This window comes from Leclercia sp. J807, from assembly GCF_009734465.1.
GTDB lineage: Bacteria > Pseudomonadota > Gammaproteobacteria > Enterobacterales > Enterobacteriaceae > Enterobacter.
On the sequence record NZ_CP046446.1, the window covers coordinates 592,651 to 605,593 of the forward strand.

The 12,943-nt window shown below is 57.7% G+C and carries 13 protein-coding genes; 3 read left to right on the top strand and 10 right to left on the bottom strand.

What is annotated here, in order from left to right; translation table 11 throughout:
- Positions 1 to 297: 297 nt before the first annotated feature.
- Positions 298 to 810: a 4-hydroxyphenylacetate 3-monooxygenase reductase subunit gene (locus GNG26_RS02760; protein ID WP_156237714.1), complete on the bottom strand. Its 513-nt coding sequence runs from the start codon at positions 808 to 810 to the stop codon at positions 298 to 300.
- A gap of 17 nt (positions 811 to 827) precedes the next feature.
- Complete coding sequence (gene hpaB / locus GNG26_RS02765; RefSeq protein ID WP_156237715.1) at positions 828 to 2,390, bottom strand: 4-hydroxyphenylacetate 3-monooxygenase, oxygenase component; 1,563 nt, start codon at positions 2,388 to 2,390, stop codon at positions 828 to 830.
- Between the two features lie 347 nt (positions 2,391 to 2,737).
- On the opposite strand from hpaB, the gene GNG26_RS02770 reads away from it, so the two are divergent.
- Together GNG26_RS02770 and GNG26_RS02775 are read left to right on the top strand one after the other, a co-directional pair.
- Positions 2,738 to 3,229, top strand: coding sequence for a type VI secretion system tube protein TssD (locus tag GNG26_RS02770; RefSeq protein WP_156237716.1), 492 nt, complete (start codon positions 2,738 to 2,740; stop codon positions 3,227 to 3,229).
- Complete coding sequence (locus tag GNG26_RS02775) at positions 3,226 to 3,771, top strand: DUF2778 domain-containing protein (protein ID WP_156237717.1); 546 nt, start codon at positions 3,226 to 3,228, stop codon at positions 3,769 to 3,771. Before GNG26_RS02770 ends, GNG26_RS02775 begins: the two co-directional genes overlap by 4 nt.
- 420 nt (positions 3,772 to 4,191) lie before the next feature.
- On the opposite strand, the gene hpaA is transcribed toward GNG26_RS02775, so the two are convergent.
- From hpaA to hpaG, 8 genes are all read right to left on the bottom strand, one after another.
- Positions 4,192 to 5,082, bottom strand: a complete 891-nt coding sequence (gene hpaA, locus GNG26_RS02780; protein ID WP_156237718.1) for a 4-hydroxyphenylacetate catabolism regulatory protein HpaA — start codon at positions 5,080 to 5,082, stop codon at positions 4,192 to 4,194.
- Between the two features lie 9 nt (positions 5,083 to 5,091).
- Positions 5,092 to 6,444, bottom strand: a complete 1,353-nt coding sequence (hpaX, locus tag GNG26_RS02785; protein ID WP_156237719.1) for a 4-hydroxyphenylacetate permease — start codon at positions 6,442 to 6,444, stop codon at positions 5,092 to 5,094.
- A 21-nt stretch (positions 6,445 to 6,465) separates the two neighbouring features.
- Positions 6,466 to 7,263 carry a 4-hydroxy-2-oxoheptanedioate aldolase gene (gene hpaI, locus GNG26_RS02790; RefSeq protein WP_156237720.1) on the bottom strand — a complete coding sequence of 266 codons (798 nt, stop codon included), beginning with the start codon at positions 7,261 to 7,263 and terminating at the stop codon, positions 6,466 to 6,468.
- Positions 7,264 to 7,273: 10 nt separating this feature from the next.
- Positions 7,274 to 8,077 (bottom strand): 2-oxo-hept-4-ene-1,7-dioate hydratase, encoded by an 804-nt coding sequence (hpaH, locus tag GNG26_RS02795; protein WP_103823153.1) that lies wholly within the window; start codon positions 8,075 to 8,077, stop codon positions 7,274 to 7,276.
- Positions 8,078 to 8,176: 99 nt separating this feature from the next.
- On the bottom strand, positions 8,177 to 8,557 hold the full coding sequence (locus GNG26_RS02800) for a 5-carboxymethyl-2-hydroxymuconate Delta-isomerase (RefSeq protein WP_156237721.1): 381 nt from the start codon (positions 8,555 to 8,557) through the stop codon (positions 8,177 to 8,179).
- Between the two features lie 9 nt (positions 8,558 to 8,566).
- On the bottom strand, positions 8,567 to 9,418 hold the full coding sequence (hpaD, locus tag GNG26_RS02805) for a 3,4-dihydroxyphenylacetate 2,3-dioxygenase (RefSeq protein WP_156237722.1): 852 nt from the start codon (positions 9,416 to 9,418) through the stop codon (positions 8,567 to 8,569).
- A 1-nt stretch (position 9,419) separates the two neighbouring features.
- Complete coding sequence (gene hpaE, locus GNG26_RS02810; RefSeq protein ID WP_156237723.1) at positions 9,420 to 10,886, bottom strand: 5-carboxymethyl-2-hydroxymuconate semialdehyde dehydrogenase; 1,467 nt, start codon at positions 10,884 to 10,886, stop codon at positions 9,420 to 9,422.
- A complete protein-coding gene (gene hpaG / locus GNG26_RS02815) occupies positions 10,886 to 12,160 on the bottom strand; it encodes a 4-hydroxyphenylacetate degradation bifunctional isomerase/decarboxylase (protein ID WP_156237724.1) in 1,275 nt (424 codons plus the stop codon). The genes hpaE and hpaG overlap by 1 nt, the downstream gene beginning before the upstream one ends.
- Positions 12,161 to 12,432: 272 nt before the next feature.
- On the opposite strand from hpaG, the gene hpaR reads away from it, so the two are divergent.
- Complete coding sequence (hpaR, locus tag GNG26_RS02820) at positions 12,433 to 12,873, top strand: homoprotocatechuate degradation operon regulator HpaR (RefSeq protein ID WP_156237725.1); 441 nt, start codon at positions 12,433 to 12,435, stop codon at positions 12,871 to 12,873.
- Positions 12,874 to 12,943: the final 70 nt, after the last annotated feature.

Genomic DNA, 12,943 nt, shown 5'->3' on the forward strand with positions numbered 1-12,943 from the left:
GTGCAGATTTTGTTGTGGTGACGCAGGTGTACTATTCAGTAAACAACTAATTTGAACTTTATTATTCACGAAAATGTTTCCGTGTCGGAGATTACATAATTAGGAACATTCTGTCATTTGAATTTCATTCAAACTGGACACGAGACACGCAAAAATAGCAAAAGACTATTAACTCTGGTGGGGGCAGGAAAATTATTTATCGACTATATGAATGTATTGCGGTGAACTATTTCTAAGGTAAATCAAATTGACTAAAAAACAGCCAGTCACGGAGGCGGCTGGCTGTTGAAAAGAGTGTTAAATTGTTACTTCTTGTTCAATTAACACCGGATGAAATCTGCGTTTAAAGTAAATCAGCCCGTGTCCCTCCTGGCTCAGGTGGATGTTTTTGATCTCCACCAGGTAGACCAGATGGGTGCCGATGGTCTGCACCTGGCTAATCTCACCTTCCAGGCTTGCCAGCGCCCCCTTTAATACCGGCTGGGCCAGCACGCCTTTCTGCCAGCAGGAGAGGGTGAACCGCTCCTCCATGGCCATGCCGGTCATTCCGGCAAAATGGCGCGCCATCAGCTCCTGTTCATGGTTGAGTACATTGATGCACAGCTTGCCGTTACCCTGAAAAACCGGGTTCATGGCGCTACTGGCATTCAGGCACACCATCACCGAGGGAGGCGTATCCGTTACCGAGCAGACGGCGGTAGCGGTGATGCCGCAGCGTCCGGCTTCACCATCGGTGGTAATCACATTGACCGCCGCAGAGAGGCTGGCCATCGCGTCACGAAAACGCAGACGTTGTTCATCATGTTGCATCTTGAGCTCCCGCTGCCCTATTTCAGCAGCTTGTCCAGCAGGTTGATATCGGTGTTGTTGTGCAGGTGCGGAACCGTCCAGCCGTTCTGGTCATATTCAGACAGGCAGCGGTCGACCATCGCCATCATTTTGTCCATGTTGCCGGAGGTCTGCGCCTGGCGCAGGCACTGCAGGCGGATTTCATCCTGGCTACCGGAGTAGTTGATCTCGTACAGCTCATGACGTCCGCCAAACTCGCTGCCGATGGCATCCCACATCAGTTTTAAAATCTTGATGCGTTCCACGTGGTCCATGCCGTTGGAGCCACGCACATATTTCGCGAGGTATTTGTCGATCTGCGGATTGTTCAGATCCCGGGCACTGGACGGCAGGTAGATCAGGCCGCTGGTGACGTTGCGCTCGATGATGTTTTTGATCTTCGCGTAGGCCATTGGCGCCATCACGCGGTAGGTTTGCAGCGCCGCGTGGTCTGGCAGGTAAGCGCCGTTTACCCACGGTGTGGCTTCTGAGCACATGGAGTCGCTGAGCGCCCAGAACATGTTGCGCCAGGCCACTACTTCGCCGAGGTCGGCCTGCACGCCGCGGAACTCGGCGGTACCGGTACACTCCAGCGATTTTTTCAGCAGCCCGGTGATGAAGTCGAGCTTCACCGCCAGACGCACGCACGCCTGCAGCGGATACATGCGGGCGAAACCGCCTTCCATGGTCCAGCGACGGCAGCGGTCAAAATCGCGGTAGATCAGTACGTTCTCCCATGGGATCAGCACATTATCCATCACCAGGATCGCATCGTTCTCGTCGAAGCGGCTGGTGAGCGGGTAGTCGTAAGGGGAGCCGGTCGCGCCTGCTACCAGCTCGTAGGAGGCGCGGGAGATCAGCTTCACCCCTTCGGCATCCATCGGGGCGACAAACATCAGGGCGAAGTCGGGGTTATCCCCCATCACCTGTGCCGAGCCAAAACCGATCATGTTGTAGTGGGTCAGCGCCGAGTTGGTGGCAACCACCTTCGCGCCGCTGACGATGATCCCGGCGTCGGTCTCTTTCTCCAGCTTGATGTAGACATCTTTCACTTCGTCAGCCGGTTTGTGGCGATCGATCGGCGGGTTGACGATGGCGTGGTTAAAGTACAGGCCGGTTTCCTGGATACGGGTGTACCAGTTGCGGGCGTTCTGCTCGAACTGACCATAAAAGGCCGGGTTCGCCCCCAGCGCACAGCCAAAGGCCGCTTTGTAATCCGGGGTGCGCCCCATCCAGCCGTAGCTCAGACGTGACCACTCGGCGATGGCATCGCGCTGCTGACGCAGATCGTCGGCACTTTTCGCCACGCGGAAAAACTTATGGGTGTATCCGCCGTTGCCGGTATCGGTGTTCCAGCAGAGCGCGTCCTGCATGTCAGGTTTGTGCAGCGCATCGTACAGCTGTGCGACCGAGGCCGCCGCATTGCGAAACGCCGGATGGGTGGTCACATCTTTCACGCGCTCGCCGTAGATATAGATCTCACGGCCATCCTGCAGGCTTTTCAGATACTCTTCGCCGGTTAACGGGCGGGTGGTGCTCGCGCGGAAATCTTCAGGTTTCATAGGGACCTCGTATCGGAAGATAGTTGTTAAATTTATGTGTTCTTTTTGTTGTTTAATTGAAGCGTGAGAGAGGCGGGTCGTGAAGGGACGAATGAGTCAACGACGGGTACTTTTCAGGCGGGTGCAAGATTTGTGATCGGGGTGGATTTTGCCGGGTGGTGCTGCGCTTACCCGGCCTACGGTTCGTCGCTCGGGTAAGCACAGCGCCACCGGGGGAAAGCGTGCACTGGACTAGTGAACGGACAGTGACATTACAAAAAATTCGGAAATTAACTATACGATTTAGCATGATATTTTTCGCAGGAAGATTAATAAAGATTAACCATAAAATATATAAGGAAATTATTATGGCAGTTCCTGCTTATCTCTGGCTTTATAATCAGTCCGGTACGCTTATATCCGGCGGAAGCGATGTTATAAACCGTGAAGGTGCAATTGAAATGCAGAGCTTTAATCACGGCGTACATATTCCCTACGATTACAACATGGGCCGGCTTACCGGCACCCGCGTCCATGACCAGTTAAGTATCACTAAGGAGTTCGACAAAGCTACGCCGTTTCTTTACCGTGCCGTATCGACAGGTGAACCCCTTCAAAAGGCGATAATTAAATGGTATCGCATCAGTGATGCAGGCGTAGAGGAGGAGTTTATGCACTTCATCCTTGAAAATGTGAAAATTGTGGCGGTAACGCCGGTAATGCATAATTTCAAGAGTGCATCAGGTTTAAGCAGTAACCCTACTGAATCAATATCCCTGGCATACGAGAGAATTACCTGGCTTTATCTCGATGGTAATATCAAATTCACCGATTCGTGGAACCAGAGGATGACGGCATGATCCACTGTCGGCTGGATTTTAATAATCTTTATGACGATGGCCGGGTTGCACGTCTCGATGTAGGCGGCGTGGGTTCATTCCCCGTTTTTAGCGGTCTTGGGGAGTTAGCGAATAAACCTAAGTGCTCTTATCTGTCGAATGCAGCTGTTCCGCCTGGCAGTTACTGGATTGTTGACCGGCCAACGGGCGGGATGCGTTCACGCGCAGAAACCTGGTTAAAACATGCTTTCACCGGCAATAATTATTACGACTGGTTTGCTCTCTTTCGCAAAGATGGCGTGATTGATGACGTTATGCGTTTTGATGTCGGTACATTCCATTACAACCGAAAACATTTCCGGCTACATCCGCCTCGCCCGGACGGCTCAGGAATTAGTGAGGGTTGTGTTACGTTCTTTCGTAACGTGGATTTTTACACAGTAAGGGCCGCGCTTCTGCGTGCGCATAAGCATAAAGTTCTGGGGGGAAATGAGTTATGGGCTTACGGCGACATTACCGTGATTGGCAATACTCATGGGGTCTGTAATGTTAAGGTTCCTTAAATGGTCGCTGCGCATTACCCTGTTTCTGGCAATCACGTTTTTGTTCCTCATAAGCGGCATTTTTGACCCACTGTCTGAAAGCCTGAGAATTCCGATCGCCAGGTTTATGACTAGGTTTAATTATGATGATTTCACTCTGTATGCGGATGACTACTCTGACAACCTAGAAAATGCCTGGTTATATGTTTATGTACTCCTCAATGTCATTGTCGGCATAGTTTCTGTCGTTGCATTCGGCTTTCTGGCTAAATTAGCCAAAAAGAATAAGTAGCTTCTTGCAAACGTCCCGCATAACACGGACTTTTTTATTCGACTTTATCGGGCGTCCACCGTGGCGGTCTGACTGCCAGAACAGTGCGGTCTGGTTGCCGGGTGGCGCTACGCTTACCCGGCCTACCATACTGGCGCCGCTGGGGAGATTCACGACACTGGCACTTTCTGTGCCCGATACTTGCTTGGCGAACACCCTACTAAGCGGTTAAAAAACCGCGCGAAATAGGCCGGGTCTTTGAATCCCAACTGCCAGGCAATCTCATTCACGGCGCTGTCGGAGAAGACCAGCAGCCGCCTGGCTTCGCGCAACTGACGGTCGAAGATGAGCCGTTTCGGCGGCCGATTGGCGAAGCGGCGGCAGATGTCAGTCAGCCGCGATTCGGTGAGGTGCAGTTCGCTGGCATATTCCGGCACCGTCCAGTGCTGGTGGAAGTGTGCGTCAACCAGCTGAGTAAAGCGCTGGAACAGTTTCAGTTCGCCGCGCATGCCGTAGGCCTCGTGATCGTCGAGCTTTGCGTTGCGCAGCAGCAGGGTGAATACCGCCTGCGCCAGCAGCGCCAGGGTGTGCTCCCGCCCGGGAAGCTGGGCGGTGGATTCGCGTTCAATCAGACGCCAGTAATGAGAAAGCGCTGCCAGCTCATCGGGTTTATCGGCCAGCGACAGGCAGATGCCCGGCAGCCCGAAGGTCTCCCGGGTGCCGGGGTAGAGCACTTCCAGCAGCGGCCAGATCAGATCTTCATGCACCGTCAGCACGTGTCCGTCGCTGTCCGATTCGGTGAAAAACGCGTGCGGCACCGAGGGCGGGGTGAGGACAAACAGCGGGGCCTGCACCGAGTAGCGGTGATCGTCCAGCTGCAGCTCAATCTGCCCGGTATCAAGAAAGTGCATCTGAAAATAGCGGTCGTGGCGATGGGCCTGCATATCGCGGCCAAAGAAGGCCGCCATACGCGCAAAGGACTGGTAATGCACATCGTCCGTCCCAAGGCTCTCGTCGTACTCTTTGCTGATGTCGATATTGGCAATTGGGCTCTGGCACATAACCGCTCCTCAATGGATCTTCTGCGTCGCCATGTCCGGCACGTTTGCACGGCTCTCCTGCCGGGTCATCGGAATACGCGTCAGCACCAGCGCACCCACCACCAGCAACCCAGCCACGAACCACAGCCCGGAGCTGAAGCTGCCGGTGGCATCGCGCAGAATGCCAATCAGCAGCGGGCTGACGGCGGAGCCGACGTTGCCGATGGCGTTGATCACCGCCAGCGCTACCGCCCGGGATTGCAGGCTAATAACCTGATCTGGCGTGGTCCAGAAGATCGCCATGGCGGTAAACGATCCGGTTGAGGCCATGATGATGCCAAGCAGCTGGATCAGGCTGTGATCGGTTGCGGATGCCAGCAGCCATCCCGCCGCCGCAAAAAGGTACGGCAGGATGGTGTGCTTTTTTCGCTCTTTCAGCCTGTCGGAGCGACGGCTCCACCAGATCATCCCGAGGATGGTGCAAAACTGCGGGATCGCCGCCAGCAGGCCGATCACGATATTGCTGCTGCCGGTGTTGAAGCTTTGCAGGATCTGCGGCGTCCAGATGTTGATGGCGCTGAGCGTGTTGGTCAGGCAGAAGTAGGCCAGGGTGTAGAGCAGCACCGCCGGGGTCAGCACTTCACGCAGCGTCGAGCGCGGCGTGGCGGCATGTGCCACGGCGTTCTCCTGCTCGCGGGCGATCATCGTTTTCAGGGTCTGCTTCTCTTCGTCGTCCAGCCAGGTGGCCTGATCCGGCGTGTCGTTCAGGAAGAACCAGGTCACCACCCCAAGCACCACCGACGACAGACCTTCCAGCAGGAACAGCCACTGCCAGCCCTTCAGGTTCCACAGGCCGTCCAGCGCCAGAATGTAGCCGGAGAGGATCGAGCCCAGCATCATGGTCACCGGCATGGCGATCATAAAGAGCGCGTTGGCGCGGGCGCGGTGATAGGCGGGGAACCAACAGGTGAGATAGACCAGAATGCCCGGCAGGAAACCGGCTTCGGCAATGCCCACCAGCATACGCAGCACGTAGAGCGTCTGCGGGCTGGTGGCGAACATGGTGCAGGTCGAGGCGATCCCCCACACCACCATGATCCCGGCGATCCAGCGGCGCGCGCCAATCTTCGCCAGCATGATATTGCTGGGGATCCCGCACAGCACGTAGGTGACGTAAAAGAGCGTTGCGGCCAGGCCAAACATGGTGGAGGTGAGGCCCAGATCTTTGCCCATCGTCAGCCCGGCAAAGCCGATATTGATGCGGTCAAGGAACGAGAAGACAAAGAGAATAAAGAGAAACACGATCAAACGACGAAACAGCTTATTAATGACGCGATGTTCAACGGCTTTTTTATTATCAGGGTGCAGGGTAGAGGTCGTCATGTTGCGCTCCACAGTGTCCGTTCAATAGACGGATTTATTGTTATTAACTGACGTAACCGGTTTATCGATAAAACGTGCCGCCAGCGCTTCGGCGCCGCGGGCGAGCAGGGTGGTGTCGACACCGACGGCGACAAACAGCGCCCCGAGTTCGAGATAGCGTTTCGCCAGCTGCTCGTTCGCCATCAGGATGCCGGGCGCTTTGCCCGCAGCACGGATCTGCGCGATGGCCTGTTCGATAGCGGCCTGCACCTCCGGATGCTGCGGATTGCCGGCAAAACCCATGTCGGCGCTAAGATCCGCCGGGCCGATAAACACCCCGTCCACCCCTTCCACGTCCAGAATTTGCGGCAGGTTTTTCAGCGCCTCGCGGGTTTCGATCTGCACCAGCACGCACATGGCGTCGTTGGCCTGATGCAGGTAATCGGGGATACGATTCCAGCGTGACGCACGCGCCAGCGCGCTGCCGACGCCGCGAATACCCGCCGGCGGGTAGCGGGTTGCGCGTACCGCCAGCCGCGCCTCGTCGGCGTTCTGCACCATCGGCACCAGCAAGGTTTGCGCGCCCACGTCCAGCAGCTGTTTGATCTGCACCGGATCGTTCCACGACGGGCGCACCACCGGCTGGCTGGGGTAGGGGGCGATGGCCTGGAGTTGGGTCAGAACGGTCTGCACGCTGTTGGGGGCGTGCTCCCCGTCGATCAGCAGCCAGTCGAAGCCTGCCCCCGCCAGCAGTTCGGCGCTGTAGCTGCTGGTGAGTCCCAGCCATAAGCCGATTTGCGGGGTTCCGGCTTTCAGCGCCGCTTTAAATGCGTTTTGCATGGCGAACTCCTTATACAAAGCGGCAACTGATGGAGCCCATGTTGCCGTAGTCCACGTGGAAGGTGTCGCCCTTGCTCGCCGCGACCGGGCGGGTAAAGGAGCCGCCGAGAATGATCTGGCCGGGTTCCAGCTGCACGTCGTAGGGCGCCAGCTTGTTCGCCAGCCACGCCACGCCGTTGGCCGGGTGGTTGAGCACGCCAGCGGCAACGCCGGTCTCTTCGATCACGCCGTTGCGGTAGAGCAGGGCAGAGATCCAGCGCAGATCCAGCTCGTCCGGGCGGATCGGGCGGCCACCGAGGATTACCCCGGCGTTGGCGGCGTTATCGGAGATGGTGTCGAACACTTTGCGCGGGCGCTGGGTTTCCGGATCGATGTTGTGGCAGCGGGCGTCGATCAGCTCCAGCGCGGGGATAACATAATCCGTGGCGTTGTAGACGTCGAACATCGTGCAGTTCGGGCCGCGCAGCGGTTTTGCCAGCACGAAGGCCAGCTCCACCTCAATGCGTGGGACGATAAAGCGGTCGGTAGGGATATCGCTGCCGTCGTGGAAGAACATGTCATCCAGCAGGGCGCCGTAGTCTGGCTCGCTGATCTGCGAGCTGGCCTGCATCGCTTTCGAGGTGAGGCCGATCTTGTGGCCTTTCAGGGTGCGGCCTTCGGCGATTTTCAGGCTCACCCATTCGCGCTGGACGGCGTAGGCGTCGTCGATGGTGATCTGCGGGTAATCCAGCGAGATCGCACGGATCTGCTCCCGGGTCTGTTCCGCCTGATGCAGGCGATGGGCAATCAGGGTATGGGTCTGTTTGTCGAGCATGGCGATATCCTGTTTTGCCGGGTGGCGCTACGCTTACCCGGCCTACGGTTGATGCTGCTGTTTGCCGGGTGGCGCAGCGCCACCGGGCATGAGGGCGCGCTACTTAAACAAGGCGTGCACGTTGTTCTGTTTGAAGTTGAGCGTCGGGTGCAGCTCGTCGATTTCAAACGACAGCGCCAGGTAACGGGCGTCCATCAGCCCGGCGAAGTGGTCTTTAATCAACGTAAACAGCATCTCCCCCACTTGCTGACGGCTCTCCAGGCTGCGACCCGCGCCGATCTTCAGCGTCATATGCACAAAGGCGTAGTCGTGCTTGCCGTCGGCCATCTGCCAGGTATCCAGCCAGTGGGCGCGGCTGCGGATACCGCCGAGGGGGAAGATGCCCGTGGCGGCCAGCGCCTCGTTGACTTTGGCGAACAGGCCTGGCAGGTCGGCCTGGTCGCGGATGTTGTCGGTGCATTCAGCAATAAAGTGCGGCATAGGGCGTCCTTATGCGGGCAGAGGGAAAACGGCGTTAACCTGGCCGGTGCCGGAGCTGGGGAACAGCTCGGTGAGAAACTCCACCTTACCGTCGTATTTGTCCCAGCCGAGCATGCCCAGCAGCATCACCGTGTCGTGCATGTTGCCTTCGCCGTAGCAGTAGTCGGCGTACTCCGGCAGCATGCTGCAGAATTCTTTAAACTGGCCTTCGCGCCACAGCTTCACCACCCGCTCGTCCATCTGGCGATCAAACTCGCGGGTGTAGCTGTTCATACCCTCTTCGGCGCGCTGGTCGTCAATAAAGCGGTGCGAGAGCGAGCCGCTGGCGAGCACCGCCACGGTGCCGTCATATTTCTCGATGGCGCTCAGGATGGCCTCGCCCAGCCTTCGGCTGTCGGCAAAGTCATGCACGGTGCAGAAGGCCGAGATGGAGACCACCTTGAAGTGCTTGTCGGCGTTCATGTAGCGCATCGGCACCAGGGTGCCGTACTCCAGCTTCAGGCTCGGAATGTTGTGCGCTTTGGCGCGCACGCCGAGCTTCACCGCTTCGTCGGCAATCAGCTGGCCCAGCGCCGGGTTGCCGTTGTAGTCGTAGGTCATGTCGCGGATAAAGTGCGGCAGCTCGTTGCTGGTGTAGACGCCCGAAAAATGGTCCGCACAGTTGATGTGATAGGCGCTGTTCACCAGCCAGTGGGTATCGAAGACGATAATGGTATCGACGCCCATCTCGCGGCAGCGTCTGCCGATCTCTTTATGCCCGTCGATGGCCCCCTGACGGCAGCCAAAGTTTTTACCCGGGATCTCAGAGAGATACATCGACGGAACGTGGGTGATTTTTGCTGCTAACGCTAACTTGCCCATTTCATACCCCCCACTTCGGGATCGGATGGTCGCCCATGGAGATGCAGACGTTCTTCATCTCGGCGAAGACTTCAAAGCTGTACTCGCCGCCTTCGCGTCCGGTGCCGGAGGCCTTCACGCCGCCAAACGGCTGGCGCAGATCGCGCACGTTCTGGGTGTTCACAAACACCATGCCCGCCTCGATATTGCGCGCCAGACGCAGCACCTTGCTGACATCCTGGGTCCAGATGTAGGACGCGAGACCGTACTCCACGTCGTTCGCCAGACGCAGCCCTTCCGCTTCGTCCTTAAACGGCAGCAGGCAGGCCACCGGGCCGAAGATCTCCTCCTGCGCCACGCGCATGCGGTTGTCGACATCCGCCAGCACCGTTGGACGCAGGAAGTTGCCGCCTTTCAGGTGGGCAGGCAGGTCAGTTGGTTTGTCCGGGCCGCCCGCCAGCAGGGTTGCACCCTCTTCAATGCCGAGGCGGATATAGCCGGAGACTTTTTCCCAGTGCTGCTGGCTGATGAGCGCCCCGATCTGGGTATTCGGATCGGTCGGGTCGCCCACCCGCAGGCGGTTGGCGCGTTCGGCGAAGCGCTTCACGAATTCCGGGTAGATGCTCTGCTGGATGAAGATGCGCGAGCCGGCGGTGCAGCGCTCGCCGTTGATAGAGAAGATGGTGAACAGGGCGGCGTCCAGGGCGCGTTCGATATCGGCATCTTCAAACACCAGCACCGGCGATTTGCCCCCCAGCTCCATCGAGTATTTTTTCAGCCCGGCGCTCTGCATGATGCGCCGTCCGGTGGCGGTACCGCCGGTGAACGACACGGCCCGCACGTCCTGATGACGTACCAGCGCATCGCCCGCCGTGGCGCCGTAGCCCTGCACCACGTTCAGCACCCCCGCCGGAATACCCGCCTCCAGCGCCAGCTCGCCTAAGCGGTCAGCGGTGAGCGGCGACAGCTCGGACATCTTCAGCACCGCGGTGTTACCCAGCGCCAGGCAGGGGGCGACCTTCCAGGTGGCGGTCATAAAGGGTACGTTCCACGGCGAGACCAGGGCGCAAACCCCCACCGGCTGCACCAGGGTGTAGTTGAGCATCTTGTCATCGACCGGATAGGTCTTGCCGTTCATCTGCTGGCACACTTCGGCGAAGAACTCGAAGTTGTGCGAGGCGCGCGGGATCAGCACGTTTTTAGTCTGGTGGATGGGCAGGCCGGTGTCGGCGGTCTCCATCGCGGCGATCTCCGGCACATTCTGGTCGATCAGATCGCCCAGGCGGCGCATCAGGCGCGCGCGCTCTTTCATCGGCAGGTTGGCCCATTTCGGGAACGCCGCTTTGGCTGCTTCGACGGCCTGGTTGATCTCGTCTGCACCGCCGGAGGCCACCTCCGCCAGCACCTCGCCGGAGGCCGGATTGGTGGTGTGGAAGTAGTCGCTACCCGCGACGTTTTTACCGTTGATCCAGTGGTTAATCTTTTTCATTATTTGGCCTCCTCGCTGACAATCCGGTTGACCAGACGGCCAACGCCTTCCACTTCCACCACCACTTCATCCCCCGGGCGCACGTCGGCGAGCCCTTTCGGCGTGCCGGTGGCGATCATGTCCCCCGGCTGCAGGGTCATAAATTCACTCAGGTACGCAATCAGGAACGGAATGCTGAAGATCAGATCCGCCGTGGTTCCTTCCTGACTTAATTCACCGTTGACGAAAGTGCGCAGCGTGAGGTTATGCGGATCAGGGATCGCCGCTTTTGGCACGATGTTGGGGCTGATGGGGGTTAACCCGTCGCGGCTTTTGACCCGCAGGTTGGGGCGATAGTAGTTTTCCAGGTAGTCGCGGATGGCGTAGTCGTTGCAGACCGTATAGCCCGCGACATAGGCCATCGCCTCGGCTTCGCTGACCTTACGCGCGGTTTTGCCGATCACCACCACCAGCTCCGCTTCGTAGTGCATGTACTCAACGTTGTCCGGACGCACCGAAGTCTGGTTGTCACCGTTAAAGGTGTTCGGCGCTTTGATAAACACCAGTGGCTCGGTGGGGGGCTTGAAGTCCAGCTCGCTGGCGTGATCGGCGTAGTTCAGGCCGAGGGCAAACAGCGTGGGGTGAGGGTTTGCACCCTGAGCGATGGCGACGTCGCGTTCATTGACAACCGGGTTTTCCAGCGTCGGGAAGCCTTCCGCCAGAATGCGCACGCGGTCGCCTGGCTGGAGCGGCACGCGCGAGTGCGGAGTGCCGAGCAGAATCGCGTCGCCGGGGTTGAGCGTTGCAAACTCACTCAGGGCGCTCAGCAGTTCAGCGGCGTTACGCTGCAAATCGGCGGTGTTCCAGTGGTCTGCTTCGCGGCCGTTGATCTCGGTGATGATGGTCAGGTTATCCACGTTGTCGACGGCGGCGAGTTCACCCAGCGGGCAAAAGCCGTCCCGGCATTTGGCTTTGATCGCCGGGCGGTAGAAGCTCTCTTCCGGCAGGCTTACCTCGTTTGCCAGCGCGTACCCGGCAATGTAGTCGGCGGCCTCTTCCGGGCTGACTTTGCTCGCGGTCTTGCCGACAATCAGCGCCACCGTGGCACCGCTCAGTACCTGTTCCCCTTCAGGATGCGGGATGGCATCACCGGCGCGGATCAGGGTATTGCGCGGTTTAATAAACCAGACGGCGGTTTTCGGTGGCGTGTTGTATGGGGGCTGGTTAAATGCGTCACGCCAGGCGTCAAGCTGGCTACGGTGATTGAGTGCCACCGCGAAAACAGTACCTTTCATCACTTTCTCCTCTGGCCCGGGTTACGGGTTTTGAGTTCATTAATATGTTAATGATTAGGTTTTAGCCCCTCATTGTGTGTTTGGCAAACAGAAGTGAATATTTTGTGATAGTGATAACAATAAATTTACATTTACGGTATATTAATGATATATATCAGTAAGTTAATATTTTAATGTGATATCTGTTAGACTTTTCAGTCGCGCCGCTGGCGCGCAGAGAGAGCGTTATGCATTGATTGTTTCGTTATTAATGATGTTGAGGTGGGGGCGCCATGCACGATTCGTTAACTATCGCACTACTCCAGACGCGGGAAACCGCGATGACCTTTTTTCGCCCGATTATCAAGCAGCAGAATCTGACGGAGCAGCAGTGGCGGATCGTGCGCGTGCTGGCGGAACATCCGTCGATGGATTTTCATGACCTGGCCTTCCGCACCTGTATTCTGCGCCCAAGCCTGACCGGGATCCTGACGCGTATGGAGCGTGACGGGCTGGTGCTGCGCTTAAAGCCGCTCAACGACCAGCGCAAGCTCTATGTTTCGCTCACCAAAGAGGGGAACGCCCTGTATGAACGCGCCCAGGCGCAGGTGGAAGAGGCCTATCAGCAGATTGAGGCGCGGTACACGCCGGAGAAAATGCAGCAGCTGACGGCCCTGCTACAGGAGTTTATTGCGCTGGGCGATGGGCAGGTTAACAGCCAGGAAGAGGAGTAGATCGCTGCGGTCATCAACACAATTTCCGTAAAGTTTTCCCATTCCAGGCCGAAAATTCTGTACCTGTCTG